Origin of the sequence: Rhodobacter sp. SGA-6-6 (assembly GCF_011043545.1) — a bacterium.
In the GTDB taxonomy this organism is placed as follows: domain Bacteria; phylum Pseudomonadota; class Alphaproteobacteria; order Rhodobacterales; family Rhodobacteraceae; genus Pseudogemmobacter.
In genome coordinates this window covers 72,193-87,382 of sequence record NZ_JAAKGP010000002.1, presented here as the reverse complement: position 1 = coordinate 87,382, position 15,190 = coordinate 72,193, and the positions used below count along the sequence as shown (strand labels likewise).

The 15,190-nt window shown below is 69.0% G+C and carries 18 protein-coding genes; 15 read left to right on the top strand and 3 right to left on the bottom strand.

All coding sequences use genetic code 11. From position 1 onward, the window contains the following. Positions 1-40: 40 nt before the first annotated feature. Genes G5B31_RS03685 through G5B31_RS03670 form a run of 4 tightly spaced genes read left to right on the top strand, consistent with a single transcriptional unit; the run spans position 41 to position 4,428 of the window. Positions 41-1,282 carry an aminotransferase class V-fold PLP-dependent enzyme gene (locus G5B31_RS03685; protein ID WP_165013922.1) on the top strand — a complete coding sequence of 414 codons (1,242 nt, stop codon included), beginning with the start codon at positions 41-43 and terminating at the stop codon, positions 1,280-1,282. Positions 1,283-1,308: 26 nt separating this feature from the next. After that, a complete protein-coding gene (locus G5B31_RS03680; protein WP_165013921.1) occupies positions 1,309-2,508 on the top strand; it encodes a malate--CoA ligase subunit beta in 1,200 nt (399 codons plus the stop codon). Continuing rightward, positions 2,505-3,398, top strand: a complete 894-nt coding sequence (sucD, locus tag G5B31_RS03675) for a succinate--CoA ligase subunit alpha (protein WP_165013919.1) — start codon at positions 2,505-2,507, stop codon at positions 3,396-3,398. Before G5B31_RS03680 ends, sucD begins: the two co-directional genes overlap by 4 nt. Before the next feature lie 58 nt (positions 3,399-3,456). Further along, a complete protein-coding gene (locus G5B31_RS03670) occupies positions 3,457-4,428 on the top strand; it encodes a D-glycerate dehydrogenase (RefSeq protein WP_165013918.1) in 972 nt (323 codons plus the stop codon). A 349-nt stretch (positions 4,429-4,777) separates the two neighbouring features. On the opposite strand, the gene G5B31_RS03665 is transcribed toward G5B31_RS03670, so the two are convergent. Together G5B31_RS03665 and G5B31_RS03660 are read right to left on the bottom strand one after the other, a co-directional pair. Next, entirely contained in the window at positions 4,778-5,185 is a 408-nt protein-coding gene (locus G5B31_RS03665) for a cupin domain-containing protein (RefSeq protein ID WP_165013917.1), read from the bottom strand. Positions 5,186-5,187: 2 nt separating this feature from the next. Next, on the bottom strand, positions 5,188-6,117 hold the full coding sequence (locus G5B31_RS03660) for a glyoxylate/hydroxypyruvate reductase A (protein ID WP_165013915.1): 930 nt from the start codon (positions 6,115-6,117) through the stop codon (positions 5,188-5,190). Between the two features lie 214 nt (positions 6,118-6,331). Between G5B31_RS03660 and msrA the strand changes: the two genes are divergently transcribed. From msrA to G5B31_RS03645, 3 genes are all read left to right on the top strand, one after another. Then, positions 6,332-6,991 (top strand): peptide-methionine (S)-S-oxide reductase MsrA, encoded by a 660-nt coding sequence (gene msrA, locus G5B31_RS03655; protein ID WP_165013913.1) that lies wholly within the window; start codon positions 6,332-6,334, stop codon positions 6,989-6,991. Positions 6,992-7,101: 110 nt separating this feature from the next. After that, positions 7,102-7,974 carry a 50S ribosomal protein L11 methyltransferase gene (locus tag G5B31_RS03650; RefSeq protein WP_165013911.1) on the top strand — a complete coding sequence of 291 codons (873 nt, stop codon included), beginning with the start codon at positions 7,102-7,104 and terminating at the stop codon, positions 7,972-7,974. 122 nt (positions 7,975-8,096) lie between these two features. Further along, complete coding sequence (locus G5B31_RS03645) at positions 8,097-8,444, top strand: hypothetical protein (RefSeq protein WP_165013909.1); 348 nt, start codon at positions 8,097-8,099, stop codon at positions 8,442-8,444. Positions 8,445-8,612: 168 nt separating this feature from the next. Here G5B31_RS03645 and G5B31_RS03640 read toward each other — a convergent pair whose 3' ends face one another. Continuing rightward, positions 8,613-8,816: a DUF1127 domain-containing protein gene (locus G5B31_RS03640; RefSeq protein ID WP_165014777.1), complete on the bottom strand. Its 204-nt coding sequence runs from the start codon at positions 8,814-8,816 to the stop codon at positions 8,613-8,615. Positions 8,817-9,167: 351 nt separating this feature from the next. On the opposite strand from G5B31_RS03640, the gene ruvC reads away from it, so the two are divergent. The 8 genes from ruvC to tolR all read left to right on the top strand — a co-directional run bounded on the left by ruvC (position 9,168) and on the right by tolR (position 15,188). After that, positions 9,168-9,680: a crossover junction endodeoxyribonuclease RuvC gene (ruvC, locus tag G5B31_RS03635; protein ID WP_165013907.1), complete on the top strand. Its 513-nt coding sequence runs from the start codon at positions 9,168-9,170 to the stop codon at positions 9,678-9,680. Next, positions 9,677-10,354, top strand: coding sequence for a Holliday junction branch migration protein RuvA (gene ruvA, locus G5B31_RS03630; protein ID WP_165013905.1), 678 nt, complete (start codon positions 9,677-9,679; stop codon positions 10,352-10,354). The genes ruvC and ruvA overlap by 4 nt, the downstream gene beginning before the upstream one ends. A gap of 3 nt (positions 10,355-10,357) precedes the next feature. Continuing rightward, a complete protein-coding gene (gene ruvB, locus G5B31_RS03625; protein ID WP_165013903.1) occupies positions 10,358-11,383 on the top strand; it encodes a Holliday junction branch migration DNA helicase RuvB in 1,026 nt (341 codons plus the stop codon). Positions 11,384-11,514: 131 nt separating this feature from the next. Beyond that, positions 11,515-12,129, top strand: coding sequence for a hypothetical protein (locus G5B31_RS03620; RefSeq protein WP_165013901.1), 615 nt, complete (start codon positions 11,515-11,517; stop codon positions 12,127-12,129). Between the two features lie 62 nt (positions 12,130-12,191). Then, a complete protein-coding gene (locus G5B31_RS03615; RefSeq protein ID WP_165013899.1) occupies positions 12,192-12,857 on the top strand; it encodes a PAS domain-containing protein in 666 nt (221 codons plus the stop codon). A 46-nt stretch (positions 12,858-12,903) separates the two neighbouring features. Continuing rightward, positions 12,904-13,314, top strand: coding sequence for a tol-pal system-associated acyl-CoA thioesterase (ybgC, locus tag G5B31_RS03610; protein WP_394352110.1), 411 nt, complete (start codon positions 12,904-12,906; stop codon positions 13,312-13,314). Positions 13,315-14,024: 710 nt separating this feature from the next. Continuing rightward, a complete protein-coding gene (gene tolQ, locus G5B31_RS03605) occupies positions 14,025-14,720 on the top strand; it encodes a protein TolQ (protein WP_165013897.1) in 696 nt (231 codons plus the stop codon). Between the two features lie 3 nt (positions 14,721-14,723). Further along, positions 14,724-15,188, top strand: a complete 465-nt coding sequence (gene tolR, locus G5B31_RS03600; RefSeq protein ID WP_165013895.1) for a protein TolR — start codon at positions 14,724-14,726, stop codon at positions 15,186-15,188. The last annotated feature ends 2 nt before the right edge of the window (positions 15,189-15,190 follow it).

Below are 15,190 nucleotides of genomic sequence, written 5' to 3'. Positions count from 1 at the left end.
TCGGATTTTCCTGCGATGAAACCAAAGCGCAGGCGAACCGATGACCAAGATTTTCCCGGCCCTCTCCATCCCCGAAACCTTGGCCGCCGGCCCCGGCCCCGGCAATACCGACGCAAGGGTGCTGGCCGCCTTCGCCCGTGCCGGCACCGCCGACCACATGCAGGCCGACGTGCTGCGCGGGATGATCGAATGCAAGGAGATGCTGCGGACGCTGTTCGGCACCGCCAACATCCACACCTTCGGCGTCGGCGGCACCGGCTTTTCCGGTCTCGATTGCATGTTGAGTGCGATCCTCCCGGGCGACAAGGTGGTGGTCTTCGTCAACGGCACCTTCTCGGGGATCGACGGGCTGACCGTGCGGATGAAGGCGGCGACCCGCGAGGAACTGGCGGCCAACCCGCTGGACCCGCAGGCGGCCTCGGCCACCATCGTCGCCGTGCCGCATGGCCAGTCGGTCACCGAGGCGGTGGTCGAGCAGGCGCTGGCGCAGCACAAGCCGAAATGGGCGCTGATGGCGCATTGGGAAACCGGCTCGGGCCGGGTGAACGACCTGCAGGGCTTCTCCGATGCCTGCCGGCGCCATGGCGTGCTTGGGCTGGTGGATGCGGTCTCCTCGCTGGGGATCGCCGATTTCTCCATCGACGATTACCCGGGCGTCCACGGCTGGGCCTCCTGCCCGCAGAAGGGCGTGCTCTGCCTGCCGCTGACCTATGCGCCGGTGTCCTTCTCGGACCGCTACATCGCCGAAGTGCGGGCCAACGGCGCCGCGACCTACGTCCACCATCCGGTGCTGGAGGCCCGCCACTGGGGCGTGATCGACGGCAAGGACGTGCCGACGCCGGCCTATCACCGCACCCATTCCGGCTATGCCGTCGCCGCCTTCCACGAGGCGCTGCGGCTGACGCTGGAACATGGCCGGGCGCAGAAGGCCCGCGACTATGCCTTCCATGAATCCGCCCTCCGCTGGGCGGTGGAGGAGATGGGCTGCACCGTCACCTCGAACATGACCTCGCTGGTGGTGCTGAACCTGCCCCCCGCCCTTGCGGGCCGCGAGAAGGAACTGGTGCAGAAGTGCCGCGCCGACGGCTTCGGCATCTGGCCGACGCTGTCGGAGCCGGTGCAGGTGCGGATCGGCATCCTGAACCAGCTGGGCGAGGCACAGATCACCGATATCGTCACCCGCTTCGCCGACGCGCTGATCGCCTTGGGAGGGGCGGTCGACAAGGGCGCGGTGCTGGACGGGCTGGCGCGGCGCTACCGCACGGCGCTGGCGGCGGAATAGGCGGAACAGGACAGAGGGAGGCGAGGATGGACATCCACGAATATCAGGCCAAGGAAATATTGAAGAGCTTCGGCGTCGGCATCCCCGATGGCGCGCTGGCCTACAGCCCCGAACAGGCCGCCTACCGGGCCCGCGAACTGGGCGGCGAACGCTGGGTGGTCAAGGCGCAGGTCCATGCTGGCGGCCGCGGCAAGGCGGGCGGCGTCAGGATGTGCGCCTCGGACAGCGAGATCCAGGATGCCGCAGCCGACATGTTCGGCATGAAGCTGGTCACCCACCAGACCGGCCCGGCCGGCAAGGGCGTCTACCGCGTCTATGTCGAGGCGGCGACGCCCTTCACCCGGGAAATCTACCTCGGCTTCGTGCTGGACCGCACCTCGCAACGGGTGATGATCGTCGCCTCCGCCGAGGGCGGGATGGAGATCGAGGACATCTCGGCCCAGAAGCCCGAGTCCATCGTGCGCTCCACCGTCGAGCCCGCCGTCGGCCTGCGCGACTTCCAGGCCCGCGAGATCGCCTTCGCGCTCGGCATCCCGCCGACGCTGACCCAGCAGATGGTGCGCACGCTGCAGGGCTGCTACCGCGCCTTCACCGAGCTGGACGCGACCATGGTCGAGATCAACCCGCTGGTGATCACCGCCGACAACCGCATCCTGGCGCTGGACGCCAAGATGACCTTCGATGGCAACGCGCTGTTCCGCCATCCGCATATCGCGGAACTGCGCGACAAAAGCCAGGAAGACCCGCGCGAAAGCCGGGCCGCCGACCGGGGCCTGTCCTACATCGGCCTGACCGGCAGCATCGGCTGTATCGTCAACGGCGCCGGTCTGGCGATGGCGACGATGGACACGATCAAGCTGGCCGGGGGCGAGCCCGCCAACTTCCTGGACATCGGCGGCGGCGCCACGCCGGAACGGGTGGCCAAGGCCTTCCGGCTGGTGACCTCGGACAAGAACGTGCAGGCGGTGCTGGTCAACATCTTCGCCGGCATCAACCGCTGCGACTGGGTGGCCGAGGGCGTGGTGCAGGCGCTGAAGGCGGAACCCGTGGAGGTGCCGGTGATCGTCCGCCTGGCCGGCACCAATGTCGAGGAGGGGCTGAAGATCCTGGCCAAGTCCGGCCTGCCGATCATCCGCGCCACCACGCTGATGGAGGCCGCGCAGCGCGCCGTCATGGCCTGGCAGAACGACAAGACGCAGAACACCAAGGTGAGGGCCGTGCAATGACCATCTTCATCGACCGCGATACCCGCGTCATCGTCCAGGGCATCTCGGGCCGCATCGCCCAGTTCCACACCCAGGAGATGCTGGACTACGGCACCAATGTCGTCGGCGGCGTCGTCCCCGGCCGCGGCGGCGAGACGGTCCACGGCGTCCCCGTCTTCAACACGGTGAAGGAGGCCGTCGCGGCCACCGGCGCCGATGCCTCCATCGTCTTCGTGCCGCCGCCCTTCGCGGCCGACAGCATCATGGAGGCCGCGGACGGCGGCATCCGCTACTGCGTCTGCGTCACCGACGGCATCCCGGCGCAGGACATGATCCGGGTGAAGCGCTACATGATGCGCTACCCGCGCGAGAAGCGCATGGTGCTGACCGGGCCGAACTGCGCCGGCACCATCTCGCCCGGCAAGTCGCTTCTGGGGATCATGCCGGGCCACATCTACCTGCAGGGCAGCGTCGGCATCGTCGGTCGCTCCGGCACGCTGGGGTATGAGGCCGCGCAGCAGCTGAAGGACCTCGGCATCGGCGTCTCGACCTCGGTCGGCATCGGCGGCGACCCGATCAACGGCTCCAGTTTCCGCGACATCCTGGAGGCGTTCGAGGCCGACCCGGAAACCGAAGTGGTCTGCATGATCGGCGAGATCGGCGGCCCGCAGGAGGCCGAGGCGGCGGAATACATCCAGAACCACATGACCAAGCCGGTGGTCGCCTATATCGCCGGCCTGACCGCGCCCAAGGGCCGCACCATGGGCCATGCCGGGGCGATCATCTCGGCCTTCGGCGAAAGCGCGTCGGAAAAGGTGGAGATCCTCTCCGCCGCCGGCGTGACCGTGGCCGAGAACCCTTCGGTCATCGGCGAGACCGTGGCGCGCGTCCTGCGCCGCCGCGCCGCCTGATGCCCTCCGGCCCGGCCGTGAGCCGCCGGGCCGGAGCCCTTCATCCGGGATCACCACGATGACCAAACCCAAGGTCCTGCTGACACGGCGCTGGCCCGATGCGGTGGAACGCGCGATGGCCGAACGCTTCGACCTGACGCCGAACGCCTCGGACCGTCCGCTGGGCGTGTCGGACTTCCGCGACGCCTTCGCCCGCTTCGATGCGGTTTGCCCGACGGTGTCGGACAAGCTCGGGCCGGAGGTCTTCGACCTGGCCGACACCCGCACCCGCATCCTGGGGAACTACGGCGTCGGGGTCAGCCATATCGATCTCGACCGCGCCCGGGCGCTGCGGATGACGGTCTCCAACACCCCCGACGTGCTGTCGGAATGCACCGCCGACCTGGCGATGACGCTGCTGCTGATGGCCGCCCGAAGGGTGGGCGAGGGCGAACGGCAGCTGCGGGCGGGCGGCTGGAAGGGCTGGCACCCGACCCACATGATCGGCACCAAGGTCTCCGGCGCCACCCTGGGCATCATCGGCTTCGGCCGCATCGGCCAGGCGATGGCGCAGCGGGCGCATTTCGGCTTCGGCATGAAGATCCTGGTCCAGAACCGCTCTCCGGTCGCGCCCGAGGTGCTGGTCCGCTACAAGGCGGAACAGGTCGCCAGCGTGGACGAGTTGCTGCCGCAGTGCGATTTCGTCTCGCTGCATTGTCCCGGGGGCCGCGCCAATGCCCGGCTGATCGACGGCCGCCGGCTGGACCTGATGCGGCCGGGCGCCTTCCTGATCAACACCGCCCGCGGCGAGTTGATCGACGAACAGGCGCTGGCGCAGGCGCTGTGGTTCGGCACCATCGCCGGCGCGGGCCTCGATGTCTACGAACGCGAGCCGGCGATCCCCGGGGAACTGCTGGGCGCCGACAATCTGGTGATGCTGCCGCATCTGGGGTCGGCGACGGACCGGACGCGCGAGGCGATGGGCTTCAAGGTGATGGAGAACCTGACCGCCTTCTTCGACGGCAAGGCGCTGCCGGACCGCGTGGTCTGACGGCAAGGCAACCGTCCGGCGGGTCTGGGCCAAACTTCCGACGGACGGGAAAGGCGCCGCGCAAGCTCCGGCGCCTTTCGCCTTTGGTGGGGGAGGCCGTTGGCTTGGCGAAGGCGCGTGCCTTCGCCACAGCGCAACGGTTCAACCGGGACCGGCCGGGCCTCAAAGTCCCGGCCAGCGCCCGCCCCGCCCTCGGCGGGCGCTTCTCGCCCGCCGGGTCGGGCGCTGGCCTCTCGTGGTTTAGCGCTGCCACCGTCTCCGGGTGATATATCACGCACGGGCGGGGGCGAGGCAGTGCCTCGCCTGCTCCCGCCCGAGGAAAGCGGGGCGGGGAGGTGCCTAACCGCCTCTACGCCTGTTCCTCGTCGATGCTCCGCGTCTCGCCGGTCGCGGCGCTGGTCCGGGTCGCATCCGGCCGCGCGTAGGTCCAGAGGATGCGCATCTCCTCGCTCTCCGAGGCGTTGAGGAACCGATGCGGCACTCCGGCCGGGACCCAGGTGGTGTCGCCCGGCTGCATCTCGTGCTTTGCGCCGTCGATCTCCACCGTTGCCCGCCCTTCCAGCACCATCACGCTTTCCTCGCAATTGTGCCAGTGCAGGGCGATCGACCCGCCCGGCGGGAAGATGGTGATGCCGTTGATCAACCCGGTGGAGCCGCAGGCGCGGGTCACCAGCGGGATGGTCGTCACCCCGCCGCCGCGCTGCACCACCGGCCGCTCGGAAGGGCGCAGGATCACCGGGGGGAAGCTCCGGCCCATCGTCAATACCCCAAGGCCCGGTCGACCAGATGCAGCAGCGGCTCCCCGGCCTCGCCGCGCCGCACGTTCTCGGCGATGACGCGGGAGGAGGAAGAGGGCCGTGTATCGGCGGCGACATGGGGGGTCACGGTCACGCGGGGATGCGCCCAGAAGGGATGGTCCTGCGGCAGCGGCTCCTGCCGGAACACGTCCAGCGTGGCATGGCCGACCTGGCCCGCGTCCAGCGCCGCCAGCAGGGCCTCGTCGTCGATCAGCGGCCCGCGGCCGGGGTTCAGCACCGCCGCCCCCGGGGCCAGCAGCGCCAGGGTGCGGGCGTTCAGGATGTTCTCGGTCTCCGCCGTCTTCGGCAGCAGCGTCACCACGATCTCCGCCCCCGCCAGCGCCCGGTCCAGCCCCTCCGGCCCGTGCTCGGCGGGCAGGCCGTCGATCTCTTTCGGCGTCCGGCTCCAGCCCGTCACCGGGAAGTTCAGCGCCTGCAGGGCCCGCGCGCAGGCCAGCCCGAGCGCCCCCAGACCCAGCATCGCCACCTTGCGTTCCCGCGCCAGCGGCGGGCAGGTCTGATCCCAGATCCGGTCCGGGTTCAGGATATGCCGGTCCATCCCCAGATGGTGGCGCAGCACATGGCCCGTCACCCATTCCACCATGCCCTCGGTCAGCCCGGGGTCGACCATCCGGCACAGCGGCTGGGTCAGCGTCGGGTTGCCGACGATCCGCTCCACCCCCGCCCAGAGGTTCAGCACCGCCTTGGTGCGGGTGAAGGGGGTGAAGTCCTGCAGCGGGGAGGTGGGCGCATATACTATATAGTCCACCGCCGCGGGGTTCTTCGCCTCGGTCACCACCTCGGCCGCGAGCCCCGCCTCGGCCAGGGCGGCGGAAAGGGGATCGCGGTAATCTTCCCAGAGCGAGGGCGTGGCGAAGAGGATCAGCGGCATGGGCAGGCCTTTCTTGCGATGGCCCCAGTCCTAGGACGGATCGCCGGGCCCTGCAACCGGAGGGCAGGGGGGTATTCCGCCGCGCCCGCCCCGGCAGAAGGGACCCGGCACGCGGCGGCAAAGCGGGAGCGCCCGATCACACCACCGTGCCCTGCTTCCGCGTGACAATCCCCCTCTCCGCCCCCATATTTCCCTCAAGCAAAGGAGCCGTGCGATGTTCTTCCTCGACCGCAAGAAGATGGAAATGGTCCGCCCCGAAGATGCCCTTCCCGGCCGCCCCGATCCGATCCCCACCGCCGAGACGCATTTCATCTTCCACCGCCCGCTGAAATCCCCGGTCCCGCCCGGCATGGAAGAGGCGATGTTCGGCATGGGCTGCTTCTGGGGCGTCGAGCGCAAGTTCTGGCAGCTGCCCGGGGTCTGGCTGACCATGGTCGGCTACGCCGGCGGCTATACGCCGAACCCGACCTACCGGGAGACCTGCACCCAGATGACCGGCCACAACGAGGTGGTGCGGGTGATCTACGATCCGGCGAAGGTCTCCTACCAGCAACTGCTGAAACTGTTCTGGGAAAACCACGACCCGACGCAGGGGATGCGGCAGGGCAACGACATCGGATCGACCTACCGCAGCGGCATCTATACCTATAGCCCGGAGCAGGAAGCGGCGGCGAGGGCCTCGCTGCAGGTCTACCAGCAGGCGCTGGCCGCGGCGGGCCGGGGCCGGATCACCACCGAGATCCTGCCCGCGCCGACGTTCTATTATGCCGAGGATTATCACCAGCAGTATCTGGAGAAGAACCCCGACGGCTATTGCGGCGTCGGCGGCACCGGCGTGACCTGCCCGATCGGCACCGGCGTCGCGGCGGGCTGACCGCGCTGTTTCGCGGGCCCTTCGCCGGGCACAACCGGCGAGGACGGCACGAAGAGCATGGACGATCCCGCCCGCAGCGCGTAAGCCGGCCCGAAAAAAGGAGCCCGCCGATGCCCAGCTGGACCGCCCTGACCACCCTCGACGGCGAGGATGCCGCCCGCGCCCTCGGCGAGGCGCTGGAGCGCATGGTTCCCGAACCCTATGGCGTCGGCATCTTCGACATCGAGGACGGCTCCGGCCGCTGGGAAGTCGGCGGCTATTTCCACGAGGAGCCCGACGGGGTGATCCTGGAAATCCTTGCCGCCGCCTTCGGCGCCAACAGCTTCGCGGTGTCGGAAGTGCCCGAGGCCGACTGGGTGGCCCATGTCCAGCGCGAGCTGCATCCGGTGGAGGCTGGCCGCTTCTTCGTCTACGGCAGCCACGACCGCGACCGGGTGCCGGAAGGCCGCGTCGCGCTGGAGATCGAGGCGGCGATGGCCTTCGGCACCGGCCACCACAACACCACCCTGGGCTGCTTGCTGGCCTTCGACCGCCTGTTCGGCGAAGGCTTCCGTCCCGGCAACATCGCCGACATCGGCGCCGGCACCGCGGTGCTGGCGATGGCCGCCGCCAAGGTCCTGCCCGAGGCGCGGGTGCTGGCCTCCGACATCGACCCGGTGGCGGTGGAGGTGGCGCGGGCGAACCTTGCCGTCAACGGCCTGACCTCCCGCATCGCCTGCGTCGAGGCCGCGGGTTTCGACCATGTGACCATCCGCAAGGCCGCGCCCTTCGATCTGGTCTTCGCCAATATCCTGAAGGGCCCGCTGATCGAGCTGGCCCCCGAGATGGCCCGCCACACCGCCCCCGGCGGTCTGGTGATTCTGTCCGGCCTGCTGATGGTGCAGGCCGAGGCGGTGATCGCCCGTTACGTGGCGTCACAGTTCCGTCTCCGATCCCGCGACGATCTGGGGGAATGGAGCGCATTGGTGCTGGAGCGGCTGTAAATCACTGGCATAAAAGGATAAAATAGGAAAAGCATTTGCCTTCCCGGGCCGATTGCCCAAATCTCGCCACATTTCGACCGCATCAAAACCTCAAGGCGGGGGCCTGGCTGATGGTGAAGCAAATGTGGGCTGACCCGAATCTGAACGAGTTCTACGGCCGCGTCGCCCGGATCGAGAAGGCCCATGCCAAGGGCTACGGCTTCGAGGCGGCGGGCACGCTCGGCCGGTCTTCCACCTGGAAACGCGACAAATCCGGCTGGCGCTTCCTGAAGCCGCTGGTCGTGGTGCTGGCGATGGGTCTCGGCCTGAAGGGCGTGATCCATTATTACGTTGGCGCCGAGCTGTATCAGGAGCGGGTCGCCGGTCTGCAGGCGGGCGAGGGCTTCGACCGTGTCGGCGGGATGCTGATGCAGGCCGATGCGGCGACGCTGGCGATCTCTGCCACGCTGGCCGAGGTCTTCCTGAAGTAATCGCGCTGCCAAGGAACGACGAAAGGGCCCCTCGGGGCCCTTCTTGCATTCCGGCATGTGTTGCCCCCGGAAAGGGAAAAGCCGCCCCCGAGGATCTCGGAGGGCGGCTAACCTCTGTCCGGCGACCTTCTGCTTGCGCAGCCGGTCATCACTGGCGTTCGAGCGGGCTCAGCGGCCCATCATCTCGATGTCGCCCCGGCACAGGCCGATGTCGTCCAACTCGCGATCCGAGAGCTTGGACAGGGCCTTGCGGGTGACGCGGGCGTCATTCCAGGCCCCGAGCATGGCGAAGATGCTGGTCAGGGCGGTGACGGCGCGATACGTCGTGATGGCGCCGAACGGTGCCGGGCGGCTCGTTTCGATGGCGGCCATGGTGCGTTCCTTTTCATTCTGCTCAAAACCGAAGCTCCGTGCTTCGATGACAGCCAGATAAACTTGCTGCAGGTGCAAAGCAAGCTGGGTCCAAGCAAGGCGGCCTTGCAGCGCCTGCATGACTGGAGTCACAAATCCGCCACGATTTTTAGGGGGATTTCAACGGTTCTTCGGGTCGGCAGCCCCCGTTGGTCGCTTTCGCATCGCGCCCCGTCGCTTTTCTGCACCTGCATAGCCGCCGGGCCTTAGGCCTGCAACCGCAAACTTGCCATTGGCGGATGTTCCCTTTTCGTGCTAACCCCCACAGCATCTGTGCTTTTGCACAGCAGAGTTGCTTTTAAAGGGGGCAGGATGCGGGTGATCGGGATCGACCCTGGCTTGCGCAACCTCGGCTGGGGGGTGATCGACGTGGCGGGCGCCCGGATCGCCCATGTCGCCAATGGCATCTGCCATTCCGACGGCGCCACCGACGACCTGGCCCGCCGGTTGTGCAGCCTCCATGCCCAACTGACCGAGGTCTTCCGCCAGCACTCCCCGGAAACGGCGGCGGTGGAGCATACTTTCGTCAACAAGGATGCCGTGGCGACGCTGAAGCTGGGGCAGGCCCGCGGCATCGCGCTGCTGGTGCCGGCGCAGTTCGGGCTGGAGGTCGGGGAATATGCGCCGAACGCGGTGAAGAAGACCGTGGTCGGCGTCGGCCATGCCGCCAAGCAGCAGGTCGACCATATGGTGCGGCTGCATCTGCCGGGGGTCAGCATCGCCGGGCCGGATGCCGCCGATGCGCTGGCCATCGCCATCTGCCACGCCCATCACAGCCAGTCCGCCGGCCGGTTGCAGGCCGCGCTGCAAAGGGCCGCGGGATGATCGGGAAGATTGCCGGACGGCTGGACTGGAAGGGCCTGGGCGAGGTGCTGATCGACTGCCGCGGCGTCGGCTACATCGTCCATGTCAGCGACCGCACCCTTGCCGCCCTGCCGCCCGAGGGCGAGTTCTGCGCCCTCTACACCGACCTGCTGGTGCGCGAGGACCTGCTGCAGCTGTTCGGCTTCCCGACCATGATCGAGAAGGAATGGCACAAGTTGCTGATGACGGTGCAGGGGGTCGGGGCCAAGGCCTCGATGGCGATCCTCGGCACCCTGGGGGCCGAGGGGGTGGCGCGGGCGATCAGCCTGGGCGACGCCCGCGCGGTGCAATCCGCCCCCGGGGTGGGGCCGAAGCTGGCGCAAAGGGTGATTCTGGAGCTGAAGGCCAAGGCTCCCGGGCTGATGGCCGCCGGCGCCCGGCTTTCGGCCAAGGCCGGGGCCGACGACATGGTGATCGAGCCCGCCGCCTCGGCCCCGGCGCCCAAGCGCGCTGCGAAGGACGACGGTGCCGTGCGCCGCGCGACCTTTACCGCCGATGCGCTGTCGGCACTGGTCAACCTCGGCTATTCGCAGGGCGATGCCGCGCAGGCCGTCGCCACCGCCGCCGGAGAGGCGCCGGAGGCCGACACCGCCGCCCTGATCCGCGCCGGGCTGAAGCTGCTGCAGCCGAGGTAAGCGATGACATCCGATCCCGCCCTCCGCCCCGAGAAGCTGCCCGAGGACAGCGACCGCGCCCTGCGGCCGCAAGCCCTGGAGGAGTTCATCGGCCAGCACGAGGCCCGCGCCAACCTGCGGGTGTTCATCGATTCCGCCCGGATGCGCGGCGAGGCGATGGACCACACCCTGTTCCACGGTCCCCCCGGCCTGGGCAAGACCACGCTGGCGCAGATCATGGCGCGCGAGCTTGGCGTCGGCTTCCGCATGACCTCCGGCCCGGTGCTGGCGCGGCCGGGCGACCTGGCGGCGATCCTGACCAATCTGGAGCCGCGCGATGTCCTCTTCATCGACGAGATCCACCGGCTGTCCCCGGTGGTGGAAGAGGTGCTCTACCCGGCGATGGAAGATTTCGCGCTGGACCTGGTGATCGGCGAGGGGCCGGCGGCGCGGACGGTGCGGATCGACCTGCAACCCTTCACTCTGGTGGGGGCGACCACGCGCCTGGGCCTTCTGACGACGCCCTTGCGCGACCGCTTCGGCATTCCGACAAGGCTGCAATTCTACACCGAGGACGAGTTGAACGAAATCGTCACCCGCGGCGCCCGCCTGCTGGGGGTGGAAGCCGATGCCGAGGGCTGCCGCGAGATCGCCCGCCGCGCCCGCGGCACCCCGCGCATCGCCGGGCGGCTGCTGCGCCGGGTGGTGGATTTCGCATTGGTCGAGGCCGGGGGGCGGATTTCCCGCGCGCTGGCCGACCGGGCGCTGACCCGGCTGGGGGTGGACAACCTCGGCCTCGACGGGGCGGACCGGCGCTATCTGGTGCTGCTGGCCGAGAATTACGGCGGCGGCCCGGTGGGGGTGGAGACCATCGCCGCGGCCTTGTCCGAGCCGCGCGACGCCATCGAGGAGGTGATCGAACCCTACCTGTTGCAGCAGGGCCTGATCCAGCGCACCCCGCGCGGGCGGATGCTGGGGATGAAGGCCTGGCGGCATCTGGGGCTGGAAGCGCCGAGGCCGCCGGGGCAGGGCGATTTCTTCGACGCTTAGGCCCAGTGGATAACGCCGGGGGCCAGCCCCCGGACCCCCGGAGTATTTGGGCCAAGATGAAGGGCAGGGAAGGGACTTGACCCTCCGCTCGCAAGGCGGGAAGAGGCGCCCGTGGCAAGCAGGACCCGCCGATGACGCCGACCGAGATCGAAGCCCTTTTCACCCGCGCCGACGGCTCCTTCCTCTGCGCCCGCTGGGGCCGGCCCATCGTGCCGGTGGTCTTCGGGGTGGAGGAGGCGACGCTGGCCACGGTCAAGGGCGCCATCGAGGCGGTGGTGGCCCATGCCGGCCACCGCATGGCCGAGACCGACCCGGAACTGGGCGCCAACCTGATGGTCTTCTTCTTCCGCGACTGGTCGGAACTGCCGCAGGTGCCGAACCTCGACCGGATGATCCCCGGCCTCGGGCCGCTCTGCGAGAGGCTGAAGGCGGCGGGGGCCAACCAGTATCGCGCCTTCCGCTACGACCCGGCCGGCGCCATCCGTGCCGCCTTCGTCTTCCTGCGGATGGATGCGCATCTGTCGGCCCTGCCCGCCGCCGACCTGGCGCTGGCGCAGGCGGCGCAGGCGATGCTCAGTTGGGGCGAGGGCGCCTTCGCCGCAGCCTCTCCGCTGGCGCGGGACGGCGACCGGGTGCTGCTGCGGCCGGAAATCGCCGCGCTGATCCGCGCCGCCTACGACCCGGTGCTGCCGCCGGTCTCGCAGGACCCGTCCCACGCGCTGCGGCTGGCGGCGCGGATGGGCTGATCTTCAGGATTCGTTCACGGGTCCGCAGCTAGGCTCTCCCCGCGGACAGGAGGGAGGCGCGGATGCTGGACCGGACGGAACGGGAGGCGGTCGAGGAGGCGATGCACAGCATCATCGGGCGGATGGAGGGCTTCCTCTACCGCTGCCGCAACGACCGCGACTACAGCATGATCTTCATGGCCGGCGACGTGGCCCGGCTGACCGGCCACCCGGCGCAGGCCTTCACCGGGGCGGAACACCGCTCCTATTCGGCGCAGACCCACCCGGAGGACCTCGAACGGGTCTATGCCGCGGTGGATGCGGCGCTGGCGGCGCAGGGGAACTGGAACGTCGACTACCGGATCCTGCGGCCGGACGGCAGCGACGTATGGGTGCGCGAGATCGGCGGCGGGGTGTTCCGGGGCGACGAATTGCTCTACCTTGAGGGTGTCGTGGTCGACAGCGACCTGAGCCGCCGGGCCGAACTGCGCAATGTCGAGATGCTGGAGGCGATTTCCGAGAAGTCGCGGCTGTTGCTGAAAAGCACGGTGCCCATCGTCAACGTGCTGCGGACATTGCGGATTCTGGCGATCAACGCGCGGCTGGAGGCCGGGCGGGCGGGGCCGATGGGGGCAAGCTTCGGCTTCGTCGCCAACGAGGTCTCGCGCCTGGCCGAGGAGACGGCGACGCTGGCCGAGGCCATCGCGACGATCACCGGACAGCTGAACCGGCTGGTCGAAAGCGGATGAGGGTTTCGGCCTTGGCAGCGCGCGCGGCGGCACATAGGCTGCGGCCATGTCCAGCCTGTCGCACAGCCTGCCCGTCCGGGTCTATTACGAGGACACCGATCTCGCGGGCATCGTCTATTACGCCAACTATCTGAAATTCATCGAGCGCGGGCGCAGCGAGTGGATCGCCGCGCTGGGGATCGACCAGATGGAGCTGCGCGCCCGGCAAGGCGTGGTCTTCGCCGTCCGCCGGGTCGAGGCGGATTACCTGCGGCCGGCCCGTTTCGGCGAGGACCTCGTGGTGGAGACCCGGCTCTCCGCCATCGGCGGGGCGCGGATCGTGCTGGAGCAGGCGGTGCTGCGCGGGGGCGAGCGGATATTCCAGGCCGAGGTGACGCTGGTCTGCCTGTCCGAGGACGGCCACGCCCATCGGCTGCCGGCCGAGGTGCGGGCGCGGCTGTCGGGGCAGTTGCATTAGGGGCAGCGGCTCCGGAGGGCTTCTGCCTGCTGGGCGCATGGCTTGAATGCCGATACCGGCGTTGCGCCAGGCATCGGCTCCGAAGGGTGTTTCCCTCCTTCCACCGTCTCGGGCGGGGGCGAGGCACTGCCTCGCCCCCGCCCGTGTGGATGGGTTCCCCCGGCAACGGCAGTCGCTCCAAACCCCGAGAGGCCAGCGCCCGACCCGGCGGGCGAGAAGCGCCCGCCGGGGGCGGGGCGGGCGCTGGCCGGGCCTTTGGGGCCCGGCCGGTCCCGGTTGACATGGTGCGCCGTGGCGAGGGCACCTGCCTTCGCCATGGCAAGCGGGAGGAGCGGCGGGGTGAACCCCGCCCTACGGTTTCTGCCGGGCGGATGGGTCGATCCGGCGGTCGTCCCACCCTCCTGTCCTCCCCGCGCAAGCGGGGACCCAAGGGCGGTAATGGCGCGGGCGGCGTGCCGAGCCAGTCTTCCCCGCAAAGGCGGGGATGACAGACAACATTGGCGGGGGCGCCGCCGCACGGGGCCTTCCCGTCCCGCCCGCGCGGCCTCCCGCTTGGTTTCCTTTCCGCGGACGGAAAAACCCGCCATCCGCACCGAAAACCCTCGGCGACGCCCCGCCGCTCGCCAACATGTGTTGGCTTTCCCCCTGTAACCTTGCTAGAATCACCGCTAACGGAGCCACCAAGGCCCGACCCAAAACGAGCAGGCGTAATGGAAACGGAAACCCTCGCACTGGCGCAGGAGATCGACTTCTCCTTGCTTGCGCTTTTCGCACGCGCAACCTTCACGGTGAAGATCGTCATGCTGATGCTGATGGTCATGTCCTTCTGGTCATGGGCGATCATCATCCAGAAACACATCATGTTCCGCGCCGCGCGGAAGGAGGCGGCGATCTTCGACCGCGCCTTCTGGTCGGGCGAGCCCTTGGACGAGCTTTACGAGAAGATCGGGCCGGAGCCGCAGGGCGCGTCGGAGAAGGTGTTCTCTGCCGGGATGCTGGAATGGCGGCGCAGCCACAAGCAGGACGGCGCGCTGATCGCCGGCGCCCAGGCCCGGATCGACCGGGCGATGGATGTCGCCATCGCGCGGGAATCCGAACGGTTGAACAAGGGGCTCTCGTTCCTGGCGACCACCGGATCGACCGCGCCCTTCATCGGCCTTTTCGGCACGGTCTGGGGCATCAAGCACAGCTTCGAGCAGATCGCCATCAGCCAGAACACCAACCTCGCCGTCGTCGCCCCCGGCATCGCCGAGGCGCTGCTGGCGACCGCGGTCGGCCTGGTCGCGGCCATCCCGGCGGTGGTGTTCTACAACAAGCTGAACTCGGATTCCGAGCATATCCAGGGCAATTACGAAAGCTTCGCCGACGAATTCGCGACGATCCTGTCGCGCCAGCTGGATTCCTGAGCCATGGGCGCGGGCGTCGTCAAGAAAGGCGCGGGCGGGCATCGTCGCCGCCGCCGCGGCACCGCCGCGGCGATGAGCGAGATCAACGTCACCCCCTTCGTGGACGTGATGCTGGTGCTCTTGATCATCTTCATGGTGGCGGCGCCGATGCTGCAGGTCGGCGTGCCGGTGAAGCTGCCGGAGACGGCGGCCAATGCCATGCCGACCGAGCAGGAAGAGCCGCTGACCATCACCATCACCGCCGAGGGCGATCTGATGATCATGACCACCGCGGTGGCGGATGGCGAACTGATCCCGCGGCTGCAGGCCATCGCCTCGGAGCGGACCTCGAAGAAGGTCTTCCTGCGGGCCGACGGGCGCATCCCCTACGAGCGGGTGGCCCAGGTGATGGGGGCGCTGAACGCGGGCGGCTTCAACGAGATCGGGCTGGTGACGGATGGCCAGGGCCCGTCGATGAACGAGGGCTGAGG